The 25,955-nt window shown below is 37.5% G+C and carries 28 protein-coding genes and 1 tRNA gene; 18 read left to right on the forward strand and 11 right to left on the reverse strand.

Features of this window, described 5'->3' with window-relative positions:
• Window positions 1–54 precede the first annotated feature (54 nt).
• From istA to JM83_RS00210, 3 genes are all read right to left on the reverse strand, one after another.
• Complete coding sequence (istA, locus tag JM83_RS00200; RefSeq protein ID WP_186434924.1) at window positions 55–825, reverse strand: IS21 family transposase; 771 nt, start codon at window positions 823–825, stop codon at window positions 55–57.
• Window positions 826–1,007: 182 nt separating this feature from the next.
• Window positions 1,008–1,463: an Arm DNA-binding domain-containing protein gene (locus JM83_RS00205; protein ID WP_144958315.1), complete on the reverse strand. Its 456-nt coding sequence runs from the start codon at window positions 1,461–1,463 to the stop codon at window positions 1,008–1,010.
• Window positions 1,464–1,662: 199 nt separating this feature from the next.
• Window positions 1,663–1,740, reverse strand: a tRNA-Pro gene (locus tag JM83_RS00210).
• A gap of 439 nt (window positions 1,741–2,179) precedes the next feature.
• Between JM83_RS00210 and JM83_RS00215 the strand changes: the two genes are divergently transcribed.
• From JM83_RS00215 to JM83_RS00275, 13 genes are all read left to right on the forward strand, one after another.
• Window positions 2,180–3,295 carry a PQQ-dependent sugar dehydrogenase gene (locus tag JM83_RS00215; RefSeq protein WP_144958316.1) on the forward strand — a complete coding sequence of 372 codons (1,116 nt, stop codon included), beginning with the start codon at window positions 2,180–2,182 and terminating at the stop codon, window positions 3,293–3,295.
• Window positions 3,285–3,755, forward strand: a complete 471-nt coding sequence (locus JM83_RS00220; protein WP_261376287.1) for a c-type cytochrome — start codon at window positions 3,285–3,287, stop codon at window positions 3,753–3,755. The genes JM83_RS00215 and JM83_RS00220 overlap by 11 nt, the downstream gene beginning before the upstream one ends.
• A gap of 118 nt (window positions 3,756–3,873) precedes the next feature.
• Complete coding sequence (gene udk / locus JM83_RS00225) at window positions 3,874–4,482, forward strand: uridine kinase (RefSeq protein WP_144958317.1); 609 nt, start codon at window positions 3,874–3,876, stop codon at window positions 4,480–4,482.
• A 19-nt stretch (window positions 4,483–4,501) separates the two neighbouring features.
• Complete coding sequence (locus JM83_RS00230) at window positions 4,502–4,816, forward strand: FtsB family cell division protein (RefSeq protein ID WP_144958318.1); 315 nt, start codon at window positions 4,502–4,504, stop codon at window positions 4,814–4,816.
• 42 nt (window positions 4,817–4,858) lie between these two features.
• Window positions 4,859–6,244 carry a methylmalonyl-CoA mutase subunit beta gene (locus tag JM83_RS00235; RefSeq protein ID WP_144958319.1) on the forward strand — a complete coding sequence of 462 codons (1,386 nt, stop codon included), beginning with the start codon at window positions 4,859–4,861 and terminating at the stop codon, window positions 6,242–6,244.
• Window positions 6,244–8,376, forward strand: coding sequence for a methylmalonyl-CoA mutase (scpA, locus tag JM83_RS00240; protein ID WP_144958320.1), 2,133 nt, complete (start codon window positions 6,244–6,246; stop codon window positions 8,374–8,376). Before JM83_RS00235 ends, scpA begins: the two co-directional genes overlap by 1 nt.
• A 176-nt stretch (window positions 8,377–8,552) precedes the next feature.
• A complete protein-coding gene (locus JM83_RS00245) occupies window positions 8,553–9,434 on the forward strand; it encodes an SDR family oxidoreductase (protein ID WP_144958321.1) in 882 nt (293 codons plus the stop codon).
• A 197-nt stretch (window positions 9,435–9,631) separates the two neighbouring features.
• Entirely contained in the window at window positions 9,632–10,396 is a 765-nt protein-coding gene (locus tag JM83_RS00250; protein WP_144958322.1) for a ParA family protein, read from the forward strand.
• Window positions 10,397–10,399: 3 nt separating this feature from the next.
• Window positions 10,400–11,302, forward strand: coding sequence for a ParB/RepB/Spo0J family partition protein (locus tag JM83_RS00255; RefSeq protein ID WP_144958323.1), 903 nt, complete (start codon window positions 10,400–10,402; stop codon window positions 11,300–11,302).
• Window positions 11,292–11,882 (forward strand): DUF5683 domain-containing protein, encoded by a 591-nt coding sequence (locus JM83_RS00260; protein WP_144958324.1) that lies wholly within the window; start codon window positions 11,292–11,294, stop codon window positions 11,880–11,882. The genes JM83_RS00255 and JM83_RS00260 overlap by 11 nt, the downstream gene beginning before the upstream one ends.
• Before the next feature lie 2 nt (window positions 11,883–11,884).
• Entirely contained in the window at window positions 11,885–12,589 is a 705-nt protein-coding gene (dapB, locus tag JM83_RS00265; RefSeq protein ID WP_144958325.1) for a 4-hydroxy-tetrahydrodipicolinate reductase, read from the forward strand.
• A 53-nt stretch (window positions 12,590–12,642) separates the two neighbouring features.
• Window positions 12,643–14,205 carry a signal peptidase I gene (lepB, locus tag JM83_RS00270; protein ID WP_144958326.1) on the forward strand — a complete coding sequence of 521 codons (1,563 nt, stop codon included), beginning with the start codon at window positions 12,643–12,645 and terminating at the stop codon, window positions 14,203–14,205.
• 423 nt (window positions 14,206–14,628) lie between these two features.
• Window positions 14,629–15,246, forward strand: a complete 618-nt coding sequence (locus JM83_RS00275; RefSeq protein ID WP_144958327.1) for a WbqC family protein — start codon at window positions 14,629–14,631, stop codon at window positions 15,244–15,246.
• A 5-nt stretch (window positions 15,247–15,251) separates the two neighbouring features.
• Here the strand turns inward: JM83_RS00275 and JM83_RS00280 are convergent, their stop codons facing one another.
• The 7 genes from JM83_RS00280 to JM83_RS00310 form a co-directional block, all read right to left on the reverse strand.
• Window positions 15,252–16,277: an endonuclease/exonuclease/phosphatase family protein gene (locus tag JM83_RS00280; protein ID WP_261376288.1), complete on the reverse strand. Its 1,026-nt coding sequence runs from the start codon at window positions 16,275–16,277 to the stop codon at window positions 15,252–15,254.
• The gene (locus tag JM83_RS00285) at window positions 16,278–17,177 is read right to left on the reverse strand and encodes a rhomboid family protein (RefSeq protein ID WP_144958328.1); all 900 of its coding nucleotides are present in this window, start codon (window positions 17,175–17,177) and stop codon (window positions 16,278–16,280) included.
• A complete protein-coding gene (locus JM83_RS00290) occupies window positions 17,177–17,920 on the reverse strand; it encodes a rhomboid family intramembrane serine protease (protein WP_144958329.1) in 744 nt (247 codons plus the stop codon). The genes JM83_RS00285 and JM83_RS00290 overlap by 1 nt, the downstream gene beginning before the upstream one ends.
• Entirely contained in the window at window positions 17,921–19,771 is a 1,851-nt protein-coding gene (gene mutL, locus JM83_RS00295) for a DNA mismatch repair endonuclease MutL (RefSeq protein WP_144958330.1), read from the reverse strand. It abuts the gene before it with no gap.
• A gap of 6 nt (window positions 19,772–19,777) precedes the next feature.
• Window positions 19,778–20,065, reverse strand: a complete 288-nt coding sequence (locus tag JM83_RS00300) for a hypothetical protein (protein WP_144958331.1) — start codon at window positions 20,063–20,065, stop codon at window positions 19,778–19,780.
• A gap of 110 nt (window positions 20,066–20,175) precedes the next feature.
• The gene (gene ribH / locus JM83_RS00305; protein WP_144958332.1) at window positions 20,176–20,673 is read right to left on the reverse strand and encodes a 6,7-dimethyl-8-ribityllumazine synthase; all 498 of its coding nucleotides are present in this window, start codon (window positions 20,671–20,673) and stop codon (window positions 20,176–20,178) included.
• A gap of 9 nt (window positions 20,674–20,682) precedes the next feature.
• The gene (locus JM83_RS00310; RefSeq protein WP_144958333.1) at window positions 20,683–21,453 is read right to left on the reverse strand and encodes a tetratricopeptide repeat protein; all 771 of its coding nucleotides are present in this window, start codon (window positions 21,451–21,453) and stop codon (window positions 20,683–20,685) included.
• A gap of 145 nt (window positions 21,454–21,598) precedes the next feature.
• Here JM83_RS00310 and recF point away from each other — a divergent pair, with 145 nt between their 5' ends.
• The 3 genes from recF to JM83_RS00325 are packed head-to-tail and all read left to right on the forward strand — an operon-like array spanning window position 21,599 to window position 23,389.
• Window positions 21,599–22,678, forward strand: coding sequence for a DNA replication/repair protein RecF (gene recF, locus JM83_RS00315; protein ID WP_144958334.1), 1,080 nt, complete (start codon window positions 21,599–21,601; stop codon window positions 22,676–22,678).
• Window positions 22,675–23,112 (forward strand): hypothetical protein, encoded by a 438-nt coding sequence (locus JM83_RS00320; protein ID WP_144958335.1) that lies wholly within the window; start codon window positions 22,675–22,677, stop codon window positions 23,110–23,112. The genes recF and JM83_RS00320 overlap by 4 nt, the downstream gene beginning before the upstream one ends.
• On the forward strand, window positions 23,093–23,389 hold the full coding sequence (locus JM83_RS00325) for a DUF721 domain-containing protein (protein WP_144958336.1): 297 nt from the start codon (window positions 23,093–23,095) through the stop codon (window positions 23,387–23,389). Before JM83_RS00320 ends, JM83_RS00325 begins: the two co-directional genes overlap by 20 nt.
• Before the next feature lie 212 nt (window positions 23,390–23,601).
• Here the strand turns inward: JM83_RS00325 and JM83_RS00330 are convergent, their stop codons facing one another.
• Window positions 23,602–24,021, reverse strand: coding sequence for a nucleoside-diphosphate kinase (locus JM83_RS00330; protein WP_144958337.1), 420 nt, complete (start codon window positions 24,019–24,021; stop codon window positions 23,602–23,604).
• A 346-nt stretch (window positions 24,022–24,367) separates the two neighbouring features.
• Between JM83_RS00330 and JM83_RS00335 the strand changes: the two genes are divergently transcribed.
• Together JM83_RS00335 and gldI are read left to right on the forward strand one after the other, a co-directional pair.
• On the forward strand, window positions 24,368–25,384 hold the full coding sequence (locus tag JM83_RS00335; protein ID WP_144958338.1) for a DHH family phosphoesterase: 1,017 nt from the start codon (window positions 24,368–24,370) through the stop codon (window positions 25,382–25,384).
• On the forward strand, window positions 25,381–25,950 hold the full coding sequence (gldI, locus tag JM83_RS00340; protein WP_144958339.1) for a gliding motility-associated peptidyl-prolyl isomerase GldI: 570 nt from the start codon (window positions 25,381–25,383) through the stop codon (window positions 25,948–25,950). Before JM83_RS00335 ends, gldI begins: the two co-directional genes overlap by 4 nt.
• Window positions 25,951–25,955: the final 5 nt, after the last annotated feature.

Here is a 25,955-nt window from a genome sequence, read left to right on the forward strand (position 1 = left end):
GGCTATAAAATTCCCTGTCCCGAAGAGCCGCATAAATACGGGTGTAGGTGATGTTTACAGCGCCTTCAACCAATGATTTATCTTTTGTTTTAATGACCTGGCCGGCATTACCGAAGTGTTGTAATGGGAAACAAAAGCTGCGAACTGTTCGTTTAAGAAAGGCTCATATTTATTTGCCCTGGTTACTGCCGATTTAAGGTTATCCGGGATGAGGCAAGCCGGAACACCTCCAAAAAAATGAAGACAATTCTGGGTGCTGTTGATAAAATCCGGGATCGTTTGGGAGAAAGAGGCTTCCACATAAGTGTATTGACTTGCAGCAAGCGTTGCTACAAACACTTCCACGGGTATCATTTCCCCGGTTTCCCTGTCAATAATATGGAGTTTCTTCCCAGCGTAATCAATAAAGACCTTTTCTCCTGCTTTATAAACAGCCGGCATATATCCTTCGGATTTCTGGCTCCATTGGCTGTAATGGTAGCAGAAACGGCTGTACATGATACCTTCCGGATATTTTTGCTTGTATTCTTTCCACAAAATATGGCGGGTAACCCCAACACGTTTTAACTCCTTTTCTACATAAGGGAAAAAGGCATAAAGTTCAGAATGTGTATTATCCTGATCGTTGGGAGAAAGGGTATCCTGAGTCTCAAAAAGCTCCAAAAGATCATTGTCAGAAAGCTCCAGGAGTTCATTGAAGCTAAATCCGGATTCCCCAAAAGCATTGAGATATTTAATTACGGTTGTCCTCGATTTACCAAGGCTTTTGGATATCCTGATATTGGAAAATCCATTGTTTTTCATTCTGATGATTTCTCGTATCATAATTGATCCTATCGGTTTATTGGCCATACTATGCTGTGATTAAATCGCATAATATAACCTAAAACCATCATCAAAAACTGTCCAGTTTGCCCCGGAATGAACTGTTCACTTTGCACAGGAATCAGGTGTTCACTTTGTGCAGGAATGGACTGTTCACTTTGCGCAGGAATCAGGTGTCCAGTTTACCCCGGAATACCCAGTTTGATCAGGAATTTATATAAGTACCGCTCGGTAGTATAGTAATTCTTCATTGTACCATACTTTAATATGGACTTCATATTTTCTGTATGATAATTTAAAAGCTCCGAGAGTTTCTTAAAAGAATCATCTGCTCCTAAATAGCGCTGCTTTATAGCGCTAACATTTAAAAGCTTGTTCTCGTTTTGAAGCTGGCGGAAGGACTCGTATATCTTATTATAGATTCTATCCAAGGAACCATTCACTTGGATGCTCTCTGCGCTACAACCTCTAAGGCGGCTTTTTCGCTCATCCCAGAGATTTTGGGTAATTCTACGTTTAAGGCTCAGTTCAATTCGCTCACCGTTTAAGGTAATTCTAGCATAAAGGGGAGCTTTGCCATTTTTGGCTTTACTGGATTTTGGGATAAATACGATCCCAAAGGTCACCGAATTTCTCATAATAATCGTTTTCAGGTTAAACAAATGCGTGAAAACGAAAGTCAAATCAACAATCAGGGCAATAGCCCAAAATAATAAGAGGTCACCGAATCGGACTCATTTTATATGATTTAGCATCAAATACTATGAATGACCTAAAATCACAAAACCTTGAAAATCATAAGATTAACAAGGTTTTGATACCATTTAGTAATGGTCTTGGTCGGGGTGGCAGGATTCGAACCTGCGGCCTCCTGCTCCCAAAGCAGGCGCGATAACCGGGCTACGCTACACCCCGTATGGTGTAAATTTATTCAGTATTCCAAAACCCTGCCGCATAAAGTTCCCAAGGAACCTACGGCCTTCCCGCCGCAGCGGGACACGATAACCACCGGGCTACGCTACACCCCGAGGGTTATCTTTTGGATAAACAAAAAGCGTCTATACTTCATAGCGGCTGCAAATATAACAATTCCTTTTATTCCACCTACGTACTGTCTTAATAAAATCAATAATAATTTTTAACTTTTCATAAAAGGATTTTATAACAATGGTTTTGTATTTTGTTGGCATATTTAGAAAATCAATATGCTTGGAGCAAGCCCTCCCGATCGGTAGCAGAAGTTGCGAGATTGAAAAAGTATTTTAATCGAGACAAGCCCGCTTGAATGATTCGGGCAAACCTATATAACGAATATAACGAAACCCTCATTGAGGGATCAAAAAAAAAAATAACCATGAAAATCAATCTATTTATAATCGGCTTCGCAGCCTTGTCATTTACGGCATGCGCCCAAAAAGATACCAGTATCAATGAGAGTTCCACATCTTATTCCTATGAAACAATAGTTAGTGATCTGCAAATTCCTTGGGGCATGGCGTTTCTTCCCGATGGCGGGATGTTAATTACTGAAAAGAGTGGAGATTTAATCCTTTTTAAAAATGGAGAAAAACAAGCTATTAGTGGTGTTCCCGAGGTTTATAACCGAGGGCAGGGTGGCTTAATGGATATAGTACTGCATCCAAATTACGAACAAAATGGCTGGATCTATATTTCCTATTCCTCTTCGGAAGGTGATGAAGATGGCGGGAACACGGCAATCATGCGTGCAAAGGTAAAAGATAATCAGCTTACAGAAAAAGAACTTTTATATAAGGCAACACCTAATACTACCAAGGGACAGCATTTTGGTTCCCGCATGGCATTCGATAAAGAAGGTTACATGTATTTTTCTATTGGTGAGAGAGGAGAGCGGGATATAAATCCGCAGGATATTACCAGGGATAACGGGAAAATCTATCGATTAAATGATGATGGTTCTGTTCCAGGGGATAACCCATTTGTAAACGAACCTGATGCTAAAGCCGCTATTTATAGTTTTGGACATAGAAACCCACAAGGCATGATCCTTCACCCAACTACCGGCGAAATCTGGGTACACGAGCATGGCCCAAAAGGGGGAGATGAAATTAACATCATTAAAAAAGCCGCAAATTATGGATGGCCGGTGGTTACCCATGGTTTGAATTATAGCGGAACTTCTATAACCCCAGCAACATCAAAACCCGGAATGGAAGATCCTATTTATTTTTGGATCCCATCTATTGCTCCTAGTGGAATGGCATTTGTTACATCAGATAAATATCCACATTTAAAAAACAATCTACTAGTCGGCTCACTAAAATTTCAATATTTGGAACTTGACATTTTGGAAGGCGAAAAAGTGGTAAAAAGAGAACGTTTACTGGACGGAATTGGTAGAGTAAGGGATGTAAAACAAGGTCCAAATGGTTATATCTACGTGGCAGTGGAAGGTCTTGGTATTGTAAAACTTATTGAAAATGAAAATTAATTTTATTAAAACAATATATTTGGTTTTTATTCTTATATTTTTTATAGCTTGTAGTTCACATAAAAAGAAAGATCAATCCATTTTAAATTCAGAAAAAATAAGTGTTTCAGATTTTCCCAAACAAGAGAAAGTTTCTGAAAGCTATAAAAGGGGAAAAGAAGTATACTCAGATTTTTGCTTGACCTGCCATCTACCTAATGGAAAAGGAATTCCTGGAAATTCCCCGCCTTTAGCTGGTTCAGATTGGTTGACCAATAAAAAATATGAAAGCATTAAAGCCATTAAATATGGGCTTTCGGGACCTATCCTAGTAAATGGGGAATCTTATGAGAATGTGATGGGCGCACAAGGCCTGAGCGATCAGGAAGTGGTGGATATTATGAATTATATCTCTAATTCTTGGGGAAATAGCTCTAAAAAAGAAGTGACTTTAGAGGAGGTGCAATCCATCTCTAAATAGGATCTTGTACTTTTTTATATAGTTGATTTAAAAAAGTGCCAACCTCAAGTTCAATAAAATTTCATGACTGCTCCCCTATTTCAAACTAATAATTAACTTTGCGCCAAAATACTTATAAATGCTAATTATTGGAATAGCCGGTGGTACCGGGAGTGGTAAAACCACGGTTGTGAGTCAAATTATTGCAGAGCTAAACAATGAAGATGTAGCTGTTATTTCTCAAGATTCTTATTACCTGGACACCAGCCATTTATCTTTGGAAGAACGTGTGAAGATAAATTTCGATCATCCAAAATCCATCGATTTCGACCTGCTGATCTCGCATCTTAAAGAGCTAAAAAGTGGCAATTCCATCGAGGAGCCGGTGTATTCCTTTAAAGAACACAATAGAACGGGGGAAACTGTTACCATTGAACCTAAAAAAGTGATTATTGTAGAGGGGATCCTTATCCTTACCAATCCCGATATTCGCGATATGTTCGATATAAAAATCTATGTTCATGCAGACAGCGATGAGCGGTTAATTCGCAGGTTAAAACGCGACATCAACGATCGTGGCAGGGATCTGGACGAAGTTTTATGGAGGTACCAAACCACCTTAAAACCTATGCACCAACAGTTTATCGAACCCACAAAAGAATTTGCAGATATTATTATTCCGACCAACAGGTATAACAATGTTGCCGTAGATATTGTACAGACCATCATCAAGGACAGATTGACGTAATTTTGTATCTTTAAAAATTATGAGCCTAAAGGAACTTCGCAATAAAAAATGGTTTAAGGTCATTAGTAATAAATATGTATTGCTGTTGCTCATTTTTGGAGGCTGGATGCTTTTTTTAGATAGTAATTCCTGGTTGGTGCACAGGGAATTAAATGAGGAGGTAGATAAGCTTCAAGTTAACAAGGAGTATTATCAAAAAGAGATCTCAAAAGATAAGGCTACAATTGATAAATTGAATGACTCTTTTGAATTGGAAAGCTACGCCAGACAACATTATTATATGAAGCGGGCCAACGAGGATATCTACATTATCCATTACGATACCTTAGACTGAGCAACTGCTATTTGCACGTATTTTATTTAAAAAAAATCTATTATGAATCAAACCTTGTTCAACGAATTTCATGAAGTTTCTGCCAAAGAATGGAAGCAGAAAATTCAGTTCGATTTGAAAGGAGCAGATTATAATGAAACCCTTGTTTTTCATAGCAAAGATGGAATTTCAATAAAACCCTTTTATAATGCTGAAGATCTTAAAGAGCAAGCGACTATTAAGTCTCCCGAAAAATGGAATATCTGTGAGAGGATCTATGTGGTTTCTGAAATAAAAAGCAATAAAAAAGCACTGGAAGTAGTACAAAAAGGGGCAGAAAGCTTATGGTTCGTTATTTCTTCAGAAGAAACCGATTACACGCTCTTGTTCAAAGATATCCAGCTTAGCACTGTCCCTATATATATAACTTCAGAATTCCTTTCTGAAGGAGCCTTTAATTCATTAAGCACTTTTTTAGCCGGAAAGGACCATAATATAAGTTTGCAGATTGACATCATTGGGAATTTAGCACGTACAGGAAACTGGTATCATGGCCTGAAAAAAGATCATGAGATTTTGAACAAAATAGTTGGGAAAGCTGAAGGGTTTAAATCCATAATTAGTGTAGATGGCACTTTGTATCAAAACGCCGGGGCAAGCATTCCGCAGGAATTGGCATATATGCTCGCCCACGCAAACGAATATTTGAATCATTTCAACAATAAAGAGAATAATAAACCTGAATCCCAGCTTCAATTTTTAACTGCTACAGGCTCCAATTATTTTTTCGAGATTGCGAAATTGAAAGCACTTAGGTTATTGTTTTCAAGTTTAGCTCCAGAATATAAGCAGGTCGAAAAATGCCATATTTTGGCACAGCCTTCAAAAAGGGATAAAACCTTGTACGATTACAATGTGAACCTGCTTAGAACCACCACCCAAAGCATGAGTGCGGTTCTTGGAGGTGCAAATGAAGTTTACAATGCTCCTTACGATGCCATTTACCATAAAAACAATGAGTTTGGAGACAGGATTGCCCGCAATCAGTTATTAGTGCTGAAAAATGAAAGTTATTTCGATAAGGTTTCCAATACCTCAGATGGCGCTTATTATATTGAAACACTTACGCAACAATTTGCTGAAAAAGCCTTGAAGATCTTTAAGGAGATTGAGAACGGGGGCGGATTTTTAAAACAATTAAAAGAAGGAATTATTCAGAGAAAAATTTCTGAAAGTGCAAGAAAAGAACAAGAACTTTTCGATGCAGGAAAGATCATTCTTGTTGGAACCAATAAATTCCAAAATCCAGAGGATAAAATGAAAGATGACTTGGAATTATATCCGTTCTTAAAAATGAACCCCAGAAAAACCTTGCTTCAACCAATTTTGGAAAAACGGCTATCAGAAAAATATGAACAGGAAAGACTGAAAACAGAACAAGAAGCATAATGTCCAGAAAAAACCTTCAACATATAAAACTTAAGAAAGAGATTTCTCCCGGTTCTTCGAAAAGCAATTCGGATGGCGCTTTTATGACAGCAGAAGATATTCCGCTTAAAAAAACATATTCAAAAAGCGATCTTGAAGAGGCAGAACATTTAAATTTTGCAGCGGGAATCGCTCCTTATTTACGTGGTCCTTACAGCACCATGTACGTTAGAAGGCCTTGGACCATTCGCCAGTATGCTGGTTTTTCTACGGCTGAAGAAAGCAATGCTTTTTATAGACGTAATTTAGCAGGAGGCCAAAAAGGACTTTCAGTAGCTTTCGATCTACCAACGCATCGTGGTTACGACAGTGATCATGAACGGGTGGTCGGAGACGTTGGAAAAGCGGGGGTTGCCATAGATTCTGTGGAAGATATGAAGATCCTTTTCGATCAGATTCCGTTAGATAAAATGTCGGTTTCCATGACCATGAATGGCGCGGTGCTTCCAATTATGGCATTTTATATTGTTGCTGCAGAGGAGCAAGGTGTAGATCTTTCCTTATTATCTGGAACCATTCAAAATGATATTTTAAAGGAATTTATGGTGCGCAACACCTACATCTACCCTCCTGCTCCATCCATGAGGATAATATCTGACATTTTTGAATATACTTCAGAAAAGATGCCAAAATTCAACAGCATTAGTATCTCAGGATATCATATGCAGGAAGCAGGAGCAACTTGCGATATTGAATTGGCATACACCTTAGCTGACGGATTGGAATATATTAGAAAAGGATTGGGAGCGGGAATGGACATAGATAGCTTTGCGCCACGACTTTCCTTTTTCTGGGCAATAGGAATGAACCATTTTATGGAGATCGCCAAAATGAGAGCTGCAAGAATGCTTTGGGCAAAATTGGTAAAACAATTCAACCCGAAAAGTGAGAAATCCTTGGCCTTGAGAACACATTGCCAAACCAGTGGATGGAGTTTGACAGAGCAAGATCCATTTAACAATGTTGCCAGAACCTGTATAGAGGCGGCGGCAGCAGCCTTTGGAGGAACTCAATCTTTACACACAAATGCATTGGATGAAGCGATTGCTCTACCCACAGATTTCTCTGCAAGAATTGCCAGAAACACGCAGTTATATCTTCAGCAAGAAACCAATATCACCAAAACGGTGGATCCTTGGGCGGGCAGTTATTATGTAGAAAGCTTAACACATGAAATTGCCCAAAAAGCCTGGAAGTTAATTGAAGAAGTAGAAGCATTAGGCGGAATGACAAAAGCAATTGAAGCTGGAATTCCCAAGTTGCGTATAGAGGAAGCTGCAGCAAATAAACAAGCAAGAATAGATAGTGAAACCGATATCATAGTTGGAAATAATAGATACCGTTTAGAAAAAGAAGATCCACTAGTTACCTTAGAAGTTGACAATCAAACTGTTCGTTTACAGCAATTGGAAAGGTTGCAGCAAATAAAAGAAAGTAGAGATTCCCAAAAGGTAAAATCTGCACTAAAAGTATTGACCAAAGCCGCTAAAAATAAGGATGGCAATTTGTTAGCTTTAGCCATTAGTGCTGCTAGAGAACGAGCTACTCTGGGAGAAATAAGCGATGCTTTGGAGGAAGTTTACGGAAGGTATAAAGCGAAAATCCAAACCTTTAGCGGGGTATATTCAAAACAGATGAAAGATAATGAATCCTTTATAAAAGCCAGGGAGCTAGCCGATAAATTTGCGGAGCAAGATGGAAGACGTCCTCGTATTATGATCGCAAAAATGGGGCAGGATGGCCATGATCGTGGAGCAAAAGTGGTTGCCACAGGCTATGCAGATCTTGGTTTTGATGTGGATATAGGGCCTTTATTCCAAACTCCTGCGGAAGCTGCAAAACAAGCTATGGAAAATGACGTTCATATCTTAGGGGTTTCATCTTTAGCTGCAGGACACAAAACATTGGTGCCACAGGTAATAGAAGAATTAAAAAAGCATGGTAGGGAAGATATTATGGTAATTGTGGGGGGGGTTATTCCCTCTCAAGATTATCAGTTCTTATTCGATGCCGGGGCAGTTGCCGTTTTTGGCCCCGGGACTAAAATTAGCGAAGCTGCCATTCAGCTTTTAGAAATATTAATAGACGAATAAAATAAGTTGGCAGTAGACAGGATTTGTGGGAAGATATATATGAAATACTGGAAATGAAGAAGAAATATTATAGAAACCGATAATTGTTGATTGTTAACAGTTAACTGTTAATTGTTAACTGATGAACCAATAACCGATAACCAATAACCAATAACCAATAACTGATAACTGAAATTATGGATTACACTAAAAAAATGCTTCGTGATGATGCCTTGAAAGGAAAAACGATCGTTGTTACCGGTGGTGGTAGCGGACTTGGAAAAGCGATGACCAGTTATTTCCTGGAGTTAGGCGCTAATGTAGCAATTACTTCCAGAAATCTGGAAAAGTTAGAAAATACCGCAAAGGAATTAGAGGCAGCAACCGGGGGAACTTGTTTACCATTGCAGTGTGATGTTCGAGAATATGCTCAAGTTGAAGCTATGTTGGAAGCAACCGTAGCAAAATTTGGGAAAGTAGATTCCTTATTGAACAATGCAGCAGGAAACTTTATCTCTCCTACCGAGCGATTAAGCGCAAATGCCTTCGATACCATTATAGATATTGTTTTAAAAGGAAGTAAGAACTGTACCCTTGCCTTTGGAAAATACTGGATAGATAAAAAAGAAATAGATAAAACTATCTTGAACATTGTGACCACGTATGCCTGGACAGGCTCAGCATATGTAGTGCCCAGTGCCACTGCAAAAGCAGGAGTATTGGCAATGACACGGTCTTTGGCAGTAGAATGGGCCAAATATGGGATTCGATCCAACGCCATTGCGCCTGGACCCTTCCCGACAAAGGGAGCTTGGGACAGATTGCTCCCTGGAAATTTAAAAGAAAAATTCGATCTTGCCAAAAAAGTACCTTTAAAACGGGTTGGAGAACATCAGGAATTGGCGAATCTTGCTGCCTATATGCTTTCAGATTTTTCTGCATATGTAAATGGAGAAGTAATCACTATAGATGGTGGGGAATGGCTAAAAGGAGCAGGCCAATTCAACCTTTTGGAAGCAATTCCTGAAGAAATGTGGGATCAATTGGAAACGATGATTCGATCTAAGAAGAGCAAATAAAAATATAAATCAAGAATATAGGGGGCAAGCCAGGAGGTATGAATAGGAAAATCCTTTTAAAAAATTCCAGGCAAGACCGGGGAATTAAACCCTCAAAGAGGGATTCAATCTTTTTAACATTGTAGAAGCTGTTAACAAAATCATTTTATTAACCTATAATAAATTGTATTTTTACCTTCTAAAATAGAATACAATTAATGGGCAAAATCATTGCTATTGCGAACCAAAAAGGAGGAGTTGGTAAAACTACTACTTCAGTAAATTTAGCGGCTTCCCTCGGGGTTCTTGAAAAAAAAGTCCTCCTTATAGATGCAGATCCTCAAGCCAATGCAACATCTGGTTTAGGGATCGATGTGGAAGCTGTGGAATTAGGGACTTATCAACTATTGGAACATTCTTGCAAGGCTGAAGAAGCCATCGTAAAGACCAGTTCCCCCAACCTGGATATCATCCCATCCCATATAGACCTGGTAGCCATCGAAATAGAATTGGTAGACCAAGAGGAACGTGAATACATGCTTAAAAAGGCTATTGGTCATTTAAAAGATAGTTACGATTATATCCTTATAGATTGTGCCCCTTCTTTGGGATTATTGACCCTGAATGCTTTAACCGCTTCAGATTCTGTGATCATTCCAATCCAATGTGAATATTTTGCACTGGAAGGTTTGGGTAAATTATTGAACACCATTAAAAGCGTTCAGAAGATCCATAACGATAAACTGGATATTGAAGGCCTTTTATTGACCATGTACGATTCCAGATTAAGACTCTCCAATCAGGTGGTAGAAGAAGTTCAGAAGCATTTTAATGAAATGGTATTTACCACAATCATTCAACGAAACGTGCGTTTAAGTGAAGCCCCTAGTTATGGGGAGAGCATTATAAATTATGATGCTGGAAGCAAAGGAGCCAGTAACTATTTGAGCCTGGCACATGAAATAATCAAGAAAAACAGTTAAACGATGGCGAAAGCTACCAAAAAGCAAGCATTGGGCCGCGGACTTTCAGCGCTTCTGAAAGATCCCGAGCACGATATAAAATCTGCTGAAGATAAACACGCCGATAAACTTGTGGGCCATATAGTTGAATTGGAACTTGCTTCAATAGAAGTGAATCCATTTCAGCCGCGAACAAGTTTCAATGAAGAAGCCTTACGGGAATTGGCATCTTCCATAAAAGAATTGGGAGTTATTCAACCAATTACCGTTCGTAAACTGGATTTCAATAAATTCCAATTGGTTTCGGGAGAACGAAGGTTTAGAGCTTCAAAATTGGTTGGGCTGGAAACTGTTCCTGCTTATATAAGAATTGCAAACGATCAGGAATCATTGGAAATGGCACTGGTAGAGAATATCCAACGCCAAGACCTGGATCCTATTGAAATCTCACTTTCTTATCAACGATTGATCGATGAAATCAATCTTACCCAGGAGCAATTAAGCGAGCGTGTAGGTAAAAACAGATCTACAATAGCAAATTACTTAAGATTATTAAAACTAGACCCAATCATTCAAACAGGAATGAGGGATGGATTTTTATCTATGGGGCATGGACGCGCAATTATCAATATAGAAGACCCGCAAATTCAACTGGATATTTACGAAAAGATTCTGGAACGCTCCTTATCTGTAAGGGATACGGAGAAATTGGTGCGTGAACTATCTGGAGGAGACACTAAAAAACCTGTTTCCAAAAGTCCGAACCTTTCACAAGAATATAAAAAAGGAATCAAGGAATTTTCTGAATATCTTGGAGCCAAAGTAGCTATCAAGGTTGCTTCAAAAGGAAAAGGAAAATTGATTATTCCCTTTAATTCAGAAGAAGATTACAACAGAATCAAAAAAATGATCCAGGGTGAATCTTAAGTCTCTTTTAACCATTTTTTTCTTATTTCTAGCTACTACACTGGCAGTGGCCCAAAAAGACACTTTACAGGTTAAAACGACTTCGGACACTATTGTTGAACCCAAAAAGGATTACAAAGAATACAACCCACTAGCACCCGCAAAAGCAGCATTTTTTTCTGCGGTTCTACCAGGTTTAGGCCAGGCCTACAATGGGAAATATTGGAAAATCCCTATTGCTTACGCAGGTCTTGGGATTGGGATTTATTTTTATCTTGACAATGACAAACAATACGACCGGTATAGAAATGCCTATAAAAGAAGGCTTGCTGGATTCGAAGACGATGAATTCATTGTAGATGGTGTAACCAGGGTTACTACAGATGGGTTAATTAGAGCACAAAAAACTTTGCAGCGCAACAAAGAGGTCTCTTTATTGGTTACTGCAGGAATCTATATTTTAAATATCATAGATGCCAATGTAGATGCGCATCTTCAGCAATTTAATGTGAGGGAAGACCTTTCTTTTAAACCTGCGGTGAATTTTGATGAATTTTCAGGAAAAACCCGATACGGACTATCTTTAAATTTTAATTTCTAATTATGAAGATCGCACTTTTAGGATATGGAAAAATGGGGAAGACCATTGAAAGAATAGCTTTGGAAAGAGGACATGCCATTACCCATAAAATTACGGGGGATATAGAAAACGAAGATCTTAGCGAAGCCGATGTGGCTATAGATTTTAGCATCCCGAAAGCCGCCTTTACAAATATAAAAACATGCATAAAGAAGCAGCTTCCAGTAATATCTGGAACAACGGGTTGGCTGGAAAATTATGAGCAGGCAGTAAAACTTTGTGAAGCTGAAAATTCAGCTTTTTTATATGCTTCAAATTTTAGCATTGGCGTGAATTTGTTCTTCGATCTAAATGAGAAATTAGCAAAGATCATGGATCCATTTCAAAATTATTCCGTGGAAATTGAAGAAATACACCATCTTCAAAAATTGGATGCCCCTAGCGGAACCGCAATTAGTTTGGCACAACAGATTATTGGAAATTCCAGAAAAACGGGTTGGCAACTGGATCACGCTGAAGAAAATGAAATTCCGATTACAGCAAAAAGAGAAGAAAATGTTCCCGGTACCCATACGGTTTCATATAAATCTGATATTGATTCTATAGAAATAAGGCATACTGCGCATTCCCGAGAAGGCTTTGCACTAGGTGCTGTTATTGCTGCTGAATGGATCAGAGATAAAAAAGGGGTTTTTTCCATGAAGGATGTCCTTCAAAATTTGACATAATTATATGTAACGGTATTGGTTTCTATGACACCTATACCCTAAACTTAAGATATATGACTATTACGCAGTGGTTCTTGTTTTTCCTGATCGTTCAGGTTGTTCATTTTTTAGGAACTTGGAAATTGTACGTTAAGGCAGGGCGACAGGCATGGGAAGCTGCAATTCCTGTTTACAATGCGGTGGTTTTAATGAAGATCATCCATAGGCCTTGGTGGTGGACCATCTTATTATTTGTGCCTATTGTTAATCTAATTATGTTTCCTGTTGTTTGGATAGAAACCATAAGAAGTTTTGGGAAGCATAAACTGATGGATACTATTTTGGTATTGGTTACTTTCGGGCTCTATATCTTTTATTTGAACTATGCTGCCGAGTTAACTTATATAAAGGATAGAAGTTTAACCCCCAGAACTGCTACTGGAGAATGGATAAGCTCCATTCTATTTGCAGTGATCGCGGCAACTTTGGTGCATACCTATCTTATTCAGCCATTTACGATCCCTACTTCTTCCTTGGAAAAAACATTGTTGGTGGGTGATTTTCTGTTTGTGAGCAAGTTCCATTACGGTGCAAGAACTCCTTTAACAGCAGTAGCTTTTCCTATGGTTCATGATACCATTCCAATTTTGGGAGTAAAATCGTATCTGGAAAAACCCCAAATTCCATATTTCCGATTACCGGGCTTCGAAAAAATTGAACGCTCAGATATCGTGGTTTTTAACTGGCCGGTAGATACTATGAACAATATGTATTTTACCGATAAATATTATTATAAACCAATAGATAAGAAAACGAATTATGTGAAACGTGCTGTGGGAGTTGCAGGGGATTCCTTGAGGATAATAGATGGTAGGATCTTTATTAATGCTGAACCACTTAAACTACCGGGAAGAGCTAAACTTCAACATAATTACATAGGAACTACAAAAGGGAAAGCTTTTGACCCCAGGTATTTATATGAGCGTTATGATGTTACAGATCCTTATGGCTATGATCCGGGAACCAATTCTTTTAGAATAAATCTTACGGAAGATGCTTATAACAAGTTCAAGAATCATCCAAATGTTGCATTTATTCAAAAATTAAACGATTCTATTGGAAATAAGGACACCAGACTATTTCCGAAGTCCAAAAATTTAAATTGGAACCAAGATAACATGGGACCTATTTTTGTTCCAAAGAAGGGAGCAACCACAAAGTTAAATCTTGAAACCTTACCATTCTACAAGAGGCTGATTGAAGTATATGAAGGATCTGAATTGGGAATCAACAATAAACTAAGCGTTAACGGAACCCAGGTGTTGCTTAACGGACAACCTACCGAGACTTACACCTTTAAGATGGATTATTACTGGATGATGGGAGATAACCGCCATAATAGCTTAGATAGCCGTTATTTCGGATTTGTACCGGAAAATCATGTAGTGGGCAAACCTGTATTTGTCTGGTTTAGTTGGGATACCAATGGAACTGGGATTATGAACAAGATCCGTTGGGAACGCTTATTTACAACAGTTAGTGGAGATAAGGAGCCTACCTCCTATTTGCCATATTTCTTAATTGGTCTACTGGTTCTATTTGGTTATAATTTCTTTAAGAAGAAAAGAGATTCATAGATAATTGAAATGATTGTTCGTTATGCGCCAATAATCACTTTTAACTATTTATATCCCAACTTGTCGTCATGCTGAGACCAGTAAAAAAAAATATCTAGCGCAGGAAATTGACGTGGTTAAAATTACCTCAAATGTAGCCTGTTGAAGGATCTCAGAGCAGATCCCTCCGCGGGGAAGACAATAAAAAAGGATTGTCATTCTGAAGGAAACGTAGTGGACTGAAGAATCTCAATAAAACGAAATCAATTCAGTTAGAGATCCCTCCTAGCGTCGGGATGACAAAGCATTCAAAATACGTCAATGGCAACTTGTTTCAGCATCTCAGTAACCCTGAAACAATCCCGAAAGCTTTCGGGACAGGGTGACGAGATGTTCAAATGTCATTTTGTATAAATAATGGATATATAAATAATTTTAATCCGCATGAAAGAGATCTTAGTAAGCCTCCCCTATTTTGGGCCTATTTCTCAGTTTAAGGAATTGGTGGATACCACTAAAGTTTGGATAGAGAAAGAAGATAATTTCCAAAAGCAAACATATCGCAACCGAATGTATGTCTATGGAGCGAACGGAAAATTAAGCTTGAACATCCCTATAAAACATTTGCCAAAGACCGAGGTCAAGGTGCACCAAAAATATAACGGGGTTAAAATAGACAATGATGATAAATGGCAAAACACACATTGGAAATCCCTGAAAACTGCTTACCAAACCTCTCCTTTTTTTGAATTTTACGAAGATGAGCTTGCCCCTTTATTTAGCCAAGAATATCCAACCCTCTATGAATTCAATCAGGATTGTTTTAAAACCGTTTTGGAATGTCTTCAGTTGGAATTGGAGTTTGAACATACTTCTGAATACGACAAACACCCAGAAAACATAGTTGACCTTCGAAATTTAATCAATGCCAAAAGCACATTGAAAATTCCAGAATATATACAGGTGTTTCAAGAAAAATATGGGTTCTTGTCCAATCTTTGTATCCTGGACCTGCTTTTTAATGAAGGTCCAAATGCGGTAGCATATTTAAAAGCGATGTAATTTTACTACCAACTTATAGTGGAGTATATTGGATAATGATCTGATAATTTAACAGGAAATACCTCAAAAGTCTGGGTTTTTAAGCCTTTATCTATCATCATAAAATCTATTCTAAGTGGAAAATAACTTAGGTTAAAGGTCTTTCCAAAGCCACTGCCCACTTCAAGAAAGGCATCTTTAAATCGATCTCCTTTAACCAGTTTATAGATATAAGAGAAGGCCGTATTGTTAAAGTCGCCCAAGATCAAGGTCTTGTAAGGGGATTTTTCGACCTCTGCCATCATCATTTCGGCTTGTCTCTGCTGAAGCTTAAACCCATAGCCAATTCTTCCAAATAGCTTTTTGGAATCTTCTTTTTGCAAATCACCTATTCCCGGTTTAATATTTAGGGATTGAAAATGAACATTGAAAATTCGCAGGGTATCCTCATTCTTAACTATATCAACAAAAATGGCATTATTGTTTCCATCTTCAGGGAAATCTACAGAATGGCTATTAATTATAGGATACTTGGAAAAGAGCGCTGAACCAAACTCGGAGCCGCCATCCTTCAGCTTTATAAAATTATAAGGATAGCTTTTCACTATTCCGGAAACTCCAACAAAGTGTTCCTGTGTCCCTAAGATATCCGGATCTTTTTCAGTAATAAAACCAGTGATCTTTTCCGGGATCTTATCGTCTTTCACCCATTTATAAGCATTGAACATCCTTACATTATAGCTCATCAAGGAGATACTGTTATCTCCCTTGGATTCTGGCTCATTCGAAAATTGGATCCAGGAAAGCACATAATTATAGCCCAGCACTAAAACAATCAATGAAAGTAATAGCTGTCTCTTAAAGCGAACAGCCCAAAAAAGCAGAAAAATAAAATTACACAAAATCAACACTGGCACTCCTAAACTGAGTACAGATAGCAAGGGAAAGGTCTTTGGAGGCACGTAAGGCAGTAAATAAGACAACAAAAGCGCAAATGCCATAAACGAGTTCAGGATAAATATCAATTTATCCAAAAAGCCAAGCTCCTTCATCTACTTATCTTTACCGGCATGAAACAAGAAATCTTTCTCTTGCTTTGTTAAACTATCATACCCACTAGTGCTTATCTTATCTAGAATAGCATCTATTTTTTGCTGCTTTTCATTTTTATTGGTAATTGAAACTTTTGTTTTGTAAGGGCTCGCTCCTTTTTTCTTATAAACAGTTTTCATTTTTGGCTTTGGCTTTCGGGAAGAATCGAACAATGCAATGAACCAATTTATAAACTTCTCAAAACCGCTTGCAATATCATTGCCTTGTGCCAATTGCTTTGTATACATATACCCAAAGAAAGCACCGCCTAAATGAGCGAAATGGCCGCCTGCGTTTCCAAAAGGGATTTGGATAACATCTATTACCACCAGAAATGCGGCGATATACCAGAATTTTATGGTTCCTATAAACATCAACCGAATCCTCATATTTGGAACCTTGGTTGCTACTCCAACTAAAACGGACATCACCCCTGCAGAAGCTCCAACCAAATACGATTTCCCTGTGGCTTCAAAAGCAGGAAATAAATTATAGCTCAACATATAAACCAAGGCTCCAATTATGACCCCCAGAAAATAAAATGTCAACAGTTTTTTTGAAGAAAAATAATTGAGAAAATAGATCCCTGCATAATATAGAATAAGCATGTTCGAGAGAATATGCCAGATTCCTGAATGCAGAAAAGAATAGGTGATTATAGACCAAGGCTTAAAAACAAATTCCCCCAGTTCTTTGGGAAAAACCAACCATTCTGTAATAAAACCAGAAGGAAGGTTGAAAAGAAAGGCAATGGTCTTGATCAGGAAAAAGAGGATAAATACCAACACATTTATTGCAATCAGTTTTTCCACAACTGTTGCTGTTTGCAATTTATATCTAAATTTATCTGCCGGTCCCATTAATCCCACCTATTTTGTTCAAACTGATTCTTTTTCCAATACCACATCATTATAAAACCGAAAAGGGCTCCCCCTACGTGGGCAAAATGAGCTATCCCCCCACCAAACAAGGAGTATCCGGTAACGCCAGAGAATAGATCTATCGCTATTAATATAGGGATAAATATTTTAGCCTTGATTGGAACTGGTACGAATAGTAAAAATAATTCAACATTTGGAAATAACATACCAAAACCGACTAAAACTCCATAAATTGCTCCAGAAGCACCAACTGCAGGGGTGTTAAAAGCAGTGAACATGCTTTCTAAGGTATCTTTGGAAACGCTACTTAAGATAGAAGTATTGTACTGCCCCGTTTCCAATAATTGCTGAATGTCAATAGGATTCATACCGGCATCCAACAAAGCATTGTAACCAGATTGAACGTGAAAATAATTCACTAGCGAGTGGATAATCGCAGCTCCAATTCCGGAAGAAAAATAAAAGAAAATGAATTTATTCTTGCCCAACATTTGCTCGATAGGACTTCCAAATGCCCATAATGCATACATATTAAATAGGATATGCATAAACCCAGCATGCATGAACATATGGCTAACAATTTGCCAAACCCCAAAATTATCGTTCTGAAAGAACCAAAGCGAAAATAATTTATACGTGTAATCGCCAACGAACATGGTACCAATAAAAAATATGGCATTTATGATTATAAGTATTTTTACAGTATCTGTAATTCTTCCCATTTACATGAATTTTTTTTCCAGTTCTTCCACCGGCAAGGTAATAAAAACAGGCTTGTTAAAAGGGGTTAAACTCGGCTCTTTACAAGCAAATAATCCATTAACAATATGCAGTTGTTCGGTAGCATTCAACAAATTTCCAGATTTTACGGCCATGCTCTTTGCTAAAGATTTGGCTAGCAGATCTGTATGGGAAAAATTGTTTTCTGGCACCTCATTCTGAAAATCCACCAGAAGTTGTTCCAACAACATTGCTACTTCACTTTCTGAAATTGAAGTAGGGATTCCAATGATCTCCGCAGAACTGGAGGTGATTTCCGAAAATATGAATCCGGTTTGTTCCAGCGAATCTTTGATGCCTTTCAACAAGTCGGTTTCTTGCTGATTGAATTGAAGCACTAGCGGAAACAACAACTGCTGACTTACAGCCGCCGATACTGTTATGCTTTTCAATAATTCTTCGTATAATATTCGAGTATGCGCTCTATGCTGATCTATTACCAACATCCCATTTTTAAGGGTGCTGATAATGAATTTCTTGTTTAGCTGAAAAGTGGTGTTTTGAACTTCTTCTGTTTTAGAAGCACCAAAAAGGTTCCCCGTTACTTCCTCGCTTTCAAATTCTATCTGGCGAACATCCACATTATTTCCGATAGATTCAGATTCCAAACCGGTATATAAAGTTTCCCAATTAGCAGATTCCTTCTTAAAACCAGTTTTAAAGTTAGAGGAAGTAAACGCTTCATTTTTAAAAGGATTAAAGTTCCTATCTACTTCTACTTGAGGGGTAGAAGCTCGTTTATTTTCATAATTATAGGGCGTATCCAAATTAGGATCCCTTTCAAAATCCAGAACAGGGGCAACATTAAATTGTCCTAAACTGTGTTTTATAGCACTTCTTAAAATGGCATATAACGCATGCTCATCATCGAATTTGATTTCGGTCTTGGTAGGGTGGATATTAATGTCTATGCTCTTGGGATCTACCTGAAGATATAAAAAGTAACTAGGATATGCCCTGTCCTTCAGAAGCCCTTCGAATGCAGCAATTACCGCATGATTGAGATATGGGCTTTTAATAAACCTGTCGTTCACAAAAAAGAACTGTTCTCCCCTAGTGCGCTTTGCGTATTCCGGTTTCCCAACGAATCCGGAAATTTTTAGAATTTCTGTTTCTTCGTTTACAGGAACCAATTTTTCATTGGATTTTCCACCCAAAATATTGGTGATGCGTTGCCGGTAATTAGAAGCAGGCAGATTAAATAATTCCCCTGTATTATGTACCAACGAAAATGAAATGGTAGGATGTGCCAAAGCGACCCGCTGGAATTCATCTATGATATGGCGGGTCTCCACCGTATCTGACTTTAAAAAGTTTCTTCTGGCAGGGATGTTATAAAAAAGGTTCTTTACGCTTATAGAAGTTCCTTTTGCCGTAACACAAACCTCTTGAGAAGTAATCTGGCTGCCTTCAATTTTTATGCAGGTTCCAACTTCATCTTCCTCTCTTCTGGTCTTTAGTTCCACATGTGCAATTGCAGCAATAGAGGCTAAAGCCTCTCCCCTAAATCCTTTTGTTTGAAGTTGAAAAAGATCTTCGGCAGCTTTAATTTTAGAAGTCGCATGGCGCTCAAAACTAAGTCTGGAATCGGTAATGCTCATCCCAGAACCATCATCTATCACACTAATAAGGATTTTCCCGGCTTCCTTGATATATACCTGAATGTTCGATGCCTTCGCATCTATTGCATTTTCCAGTAATTCCTTAACTACAGAAGCAGGCCTTTGTACTACTTCCCCCGCAGCAATTTGATTAGCCACATGGTCTGGCAGGAGATGAATAACATCGGTCATGGAAAATTAATTCGAAAAGATGGATAAATCAAAATCTATGATCCACAAGAAAATTAATATCAAGACGATAATAATATAGATCACACGTTTATTGATTTCACGATTACCTCTAGTTCTACTAGCACTTCTAGCATCTGCCCATTGCGCACCGAAATCTATAGAATTTGTGGTGTTTTTATATTTTGAGAATTTAGAATCGAAATCATAAATATTTCCTGTGTCTTTTCCTTTATAATAACGTGGCGTGTAATTATAGCGGGTGTTCTTCTTGGATTTATAAAGACTGAATTTCAAAATACTTGTTGTTTCTTAATAGAATTTCAAATTTACTTAAAAAGCGAGAGAATAGAAAGCTTGCTCAAGCAAAAAGAAAAGAACAAGAATAATGCCGAAAGAAGCTTGTTTTAAAACTTGGCGTCTATTCTTAATTGTGCCATTTTAATGGCTGTAACCGCAGCTTCAGAACCTTTATTCCCAAATTTACCTCCGGAACGATCTATAGCTTGTTGCATGTTTTGATCTGTTAGCACACAGAAAATTACAGGAATGTCATTTTGAATATTTAAATCCTTGATGCCCTGGGTGACCCCTTGGCACACAAAATCGAAATGTTTGGTCTCCCCTTCGATCACACTTCCTATGGCAATAATAGCATCCAGCATCTCGTAGCTTTGCTGCATTTTTTTGCACCCATAAATAAGTTCGAAACTCCCGGGAACGTTCCAACGAACAATATTTTCGTTGATCACGCCATTCTCTTTCAAGGTATCAAAGGCACCTTTAAATAGGCCTTCCGTAATATTTTCATTCCATTTGGCCACAACAAGACCAAACCGAAAGTTTTTGGCTTCCGGCATTTGGCTTTTATCGTATTTGCTAAGGTTTTTTCCTTGTGTTGCCATAGAAAATCTTTAGTTCATTGCTTGAGCTTTCCCTAAATAGATGGCAACTTGATTTGCTTCTGGAGTATTCGCAAATTCATCTTTAATTCTGTTTAAATATTCCACGGCTTTTTCACCTTCTCCTAATTGGATAGCAGTGATCGCAGCTTTTAACAAAAATCTAGGAGCAGTGAATTCATTAGAACGCATAGTTGCAGCCTTCTCGTAATAATTAAGTGCTTCTTTAGGCTGATCTAATTGAAGAAATGCATCTCCCATTCCACCAACAGCTAAAGCAGATAAAATCTCATCGTCCCCATCAAAATCTTCTAAATGGTCTATAGCTTCCTGATACTTATTAGTATTTAAATATGCAAACCCAGCGTAGTAATGAGCTAAATTTCCTGCATTTGTGCTTCCGTAGTTGTCTATGATATCCAAGAAACCATATTTTCCTTCCCCACCGTTCAATGCCATGTTGTATAAAGAGTCACTCTCTACACCTGTTCCAGCCAACGCAGTGTCAAAATATTGTTGCGCTTGAAACATTTCGTTAGAAGCTTCCAATTCTTTAGGCTCCTGAATAAAACGTTGCCATCCTAGATATCCTAAAACTATAACCGCGGCCAAACCAACAATAATGTAGATCCATTTTTGATTTTCTGCAACCCACTCTTCTGTTCTTCCGGCACCTTCGTCCAAGGTGTTAAAAACTTCTGCGGTTGTAGATTCTTCCTCTACTTGATTCTTTCTTTCTTCCTTGGTAGACGGTTTAGAACCTTTTTTCTTGTACGTAGCCATAAAGTTGGTTTAATGAGTCGCAAAAATAAAATTTTTATTCTTATTTGAAAGGGAAATTATTTCTTATTTTTTAATACTTTCGGCACGATTCTATTACCTTTAGCAATTCAAAATTAATAATTATTTAGCTGAATAACAGCATTTTATGTTTTTAAAGACGCTTACCTTAGTCAATTATAAAAATTTAGGTTCCTCCAGTTTCGATTTCGACTCAAAAATAAATTGTTTTGTAGGCAGAAATGGCGTTGGAAAGACCAATATTTTAGATAGTATCTATCATTTATCTTTTGGGAAGAGTTATTTCAACCCAATTACCGGTCAGAACATCAACCACAACGCCGATTTTTTTGTTATTGAAGGCTCACTAAAAAAATATGAACGGAAAGAACATATTTTGGTAAGTGCCAAACGAGGCATGAAAAAAGTAATTAAAAGGAACAACAAACCCTACGAGAAATTCAGTGAACACATTGGTTTTATACCGGCAGTAATGATTTCCCCCGGGGACCGGGACCTTATAATCGAAGGCAGCGATACCCGAAGAAAATTCATGGATGGCGTGATTTCGCAGAGTGATCAGGGATATTTAAACGCTTTAATTGCCTACGGAAAAGTGCTCGCCCAGAGAAATGCATTGCTCAAATATTTTGCTGCCAACAATAAATTTGAACGAGATACTTTAGAGATCTATAATGCGCAACTTACAGAGTTTGGAAATATTATTTTTGAAAAAAGAAAAAAATTCTTAGCTGAATTTATCCCGATCTTCAATAAGCGCTATTCAGAAATATCCGATAATCAGGAGGAAGTGAGCCTAGAGTACAAGAGCAAATTATTTGAAAGATCTATTTCTACATTGTTGGAAGAAAATCTTCAAAAAGATATGATCCTTCAATACACCAGCGTAGGCTTACATAAAGATGATCTTAGTTTTGAGATCGATGGACATCCTATTAAAAAGTTTGGATCCCAGGGGCAGCAAAAATCCTTTCTTATCGCATTAAAGCTGGCACAATTCGACTTTATCAAGAAAGTGAGCAAGGTAAATCCGATTCTATTATTGGATGATATTTTCGATAAGTTGGATGAACAGCGGGTTGCACATATTATTACCCTGGTTGCCACCGATGAACTCGGACAGATTTTTATTAGCGATACCCATGCAGACAGAACCGAAAAAGTGATGAAAGAAAGCAAGCAAACCTTTAAAATATTTAAACTATGAGGAGAATTGGTACCGTAATAATGCTGTTGATATTTTTAACTAGTTGCAATAATAATCCTGAAGAGCAATTAGAATATATCAACGGGTATTGGGGAATTGAAAAAGTTGAATTCACCAAGGATTCTATTCGGGATTTTAAGATCAATGAAATTGTAGATTATATCGAAATTATTGATAGTATAGGCTTCAGGACAAAAGTAAAACCACAATTTGACGGTACTTATATTTCTGCCGGGGAACCGGAAGATATAATAGTAAAGATTGAAGATGAAAAAGTGGCTTTATATTATTCCACTCCTTTTAATAAATGGAAAGAAATTATTGTAGCTTCAAGTAAAGAGAAACTTAGTTTAAAAAATGAGCGGGGCATCATTTATCATTACAAGCGGTACCAACCTTTAAAATTAGATCTGGATGAAAAAGAGAATGAATGAGAACATGAAGTTGAGTGAGGCATTGGAAAATTTTGTCTCTACAAATAAGCTTCAGAAAGGGCTGGACAAGGTAAACGTGAAAGATGTTTGGAACGAACAAATGGGACCTGGCATTGTAAAATATACCACTGCGATAAAATTGGAAGGAAGCACCTTATTTATTCAACTTAGTTCTTCTGTATTACGGGAAGAGTTGAGTTACGGAAAAGATAGAATAGTAAAGATCCTTAATGAAGCTCTTAAAAAGGAATTGATAACCAAGCTGGTGCTTAGGTAATTATGTCATCCCGACGCTAGGAGGGATCTCTAGTGAAATTGAGTCTGTTTTATTGGGATTCTTCAGTCCACTACGTTCCCTTCAGAATGACAACTCTGTATTATTGTGATCCCAACCCGGACAGGATGACTTAGAGGTAGTAATATTCATTCTACAAACAAAAAAACCGTTTCATTTCTAAAACGGCTTTTTAATTCTATCTAAAATTATATCTAGAATAATTCTCTTCCTGCAAAGTGAAAAGCAGCTTCAATAGCAGCGTTCTCATCGCTATCACTTCCGTGAACTGCATTTTCCCCAATAGAAGCAGCATATTTCTTACGGATAGTTCCCTCTGCAGCTTCAGCTGGATTTGTAGCTCCAATTAAAGTTCTAAAGTCTTCAACTGCATTATCTTTTTCCAATACAGCAGCAACAATAGGTCCTCTTGTCATGTATTCTACTAATTCCCCGAAGAACGGACGTTCGTTATGTACTGCATAAAAAGTTTCAGCATCTTTACGAGTCATCTGGGTTAATTTCATTGCAACGATTCTAAATCCGGAAGTATTGATAAGTTCAAGGATCGCACCGATGTTCCCGTTTTCTACTGCATCGGGTTTAAGCATTGTAAAAGTTCTATTCTTAGCCATGTTATGGTTTTTAATTTTTTGCAAAAATACGTATTTGAACAGTTTATGCAAGATTATCCTTTTTTTTTATGATCATTATAGGAGTTTCTTTACTAAAAGTCTTCGCGTTTTACGTTCTTTAAAAGGAAAAACAGTTTTGTAGATGATATTTTACTGGTTCTTATTTTAAGTAAATGGAATAGGAGTTGTCAGCAATCTTATTGGACCACAATATTAAACAGCCTTATTTCCTTCATTTTATAAAATATATATTTTGTAATTTCACGCTCGAATTTAAAGTTTAAATTAACAGCCACCCTTAAAAAGTTTCAAGTTTGCTGTAAGCTCGCTTTAATTGGCAATAAATATGATTGAACAAAGCATTTTAGAAATCACCTCGGACCTTTCTAGGGCCAACAATATAGTTATAGTTCCACATAAAGGACCAGATGGCGATGCCATAGGGTCGTCTCTTGGATTGTATCACTTTCTAAAAGGAAAAGGACACCATGTAAATGTGATCGCTCCTAATGACTATCCTAACTTTTTAAAGTGGCTACCGGGACAGGAAGACATCCTAATCTATGAAAAAGATTATATAGTATGTAAGCCATTGATCACTAATGCAGATATTATCTTCACTTTAGATTTCAACGATCTTTCCAGAACCGGGGATATGCAGGATCCATTAACAGAGGCTGAAGCTACTTTTATAATGATAGATCACCATCCAGAACCTTCTACCTATGCACATCACACCTATAGTGATGCCACTATGAGTTCTACTTGCCAAATGGTGTATCAATTCATCAAAAAATTAAGAGCGGTTAAAAGTATTACTCCTGAAATTGCTACGTGTTTATACACTGGAATAATGACAGATACAGGTTCCTTTAGATTTAGATCTACTTCTAGTGAAACCCACAAAGTCATCGCAGATCTAATTGAAAAAGGAGCAGATAACGCAAAAATCCATCAAGAAGTTTATGACACTTCTTCAGAAAGCAGGTTAAAATTATTGGGAGTAGCGCTTCAAAATCTTAGAGTAAATAAAGAATTAAGAACTGCCTATATTACCCTTACTCAAGAAGAATTGGATAAGAACAATTTCAAAAAAGGAGATACCGAAGGTTTTGTAAATTATGGATTATCCCTGGAAGGAATTATTTTTGCAGCTATATTTATAGAACATAAAACAGATGGAATCATCAAAATAAGCTTTCGATCTAAAGGAAGTTTCAATGTGAATGAATTTGCCAGAGCTCATTTTCATGGTGGAGGCCACTTAAATGCAGCGGGCGGAAAAAGCGACATTTCGCTAAAAAACACTATTGTTAAATTTAATACCGTGCTTCCAGAATACAAGGAAAAATTAGGTTTATGAAGCTAAAACTTATATATATAACAGTATTGATAATAGGGGCAATGGGATGTAAATCCCCAGAAGCAAGAAGGCCTGTCACACAAAATTCGGGTTCTTTTATCAATGAATCCATCAAAAGGAATAAAAAACTGGTTGCCAAGGAAGAGGCAATTATTCTGAAAATGATCGAAAAAGATTCTACCCGGGATTATATCGCTTCCAGTAATGGTTTTTGGTATTACTACAACGAGCAATCCACCGATTCTTTAAATACTGAAATGCCGGAATATGGCGATGTTGTGAGGTTCGATTATAATATAAAAGATTTGAATGGCAATTATATCTACGATGTTGGTGAAATCCCAACCAAGAGATATGCTATGGACCGGGAAAACCTTTTTGGAGGTTTACGGGAAGGCTTAAAACTTATGAAAGCAGGAGAAAAGGCTACATTTATCTTTCCGTCCCATAAAGCATTTGGATATTATGGGGATAAAGATAGAATTGGAACGAACATTCCTATAATTACCGAAGTTACATTACACTCGATTACCCAAGAAATAAACACTAATAAATCTGATAATTAAATAAT

The organism is Gillisia sp. Hel_I_86 (assembly GCF_007827275.1).
GTDB lineage: Bacteria > Bacteroidota > Bacteroidia > Flavobacteriales > Flavobacteriaceae > Gillisia.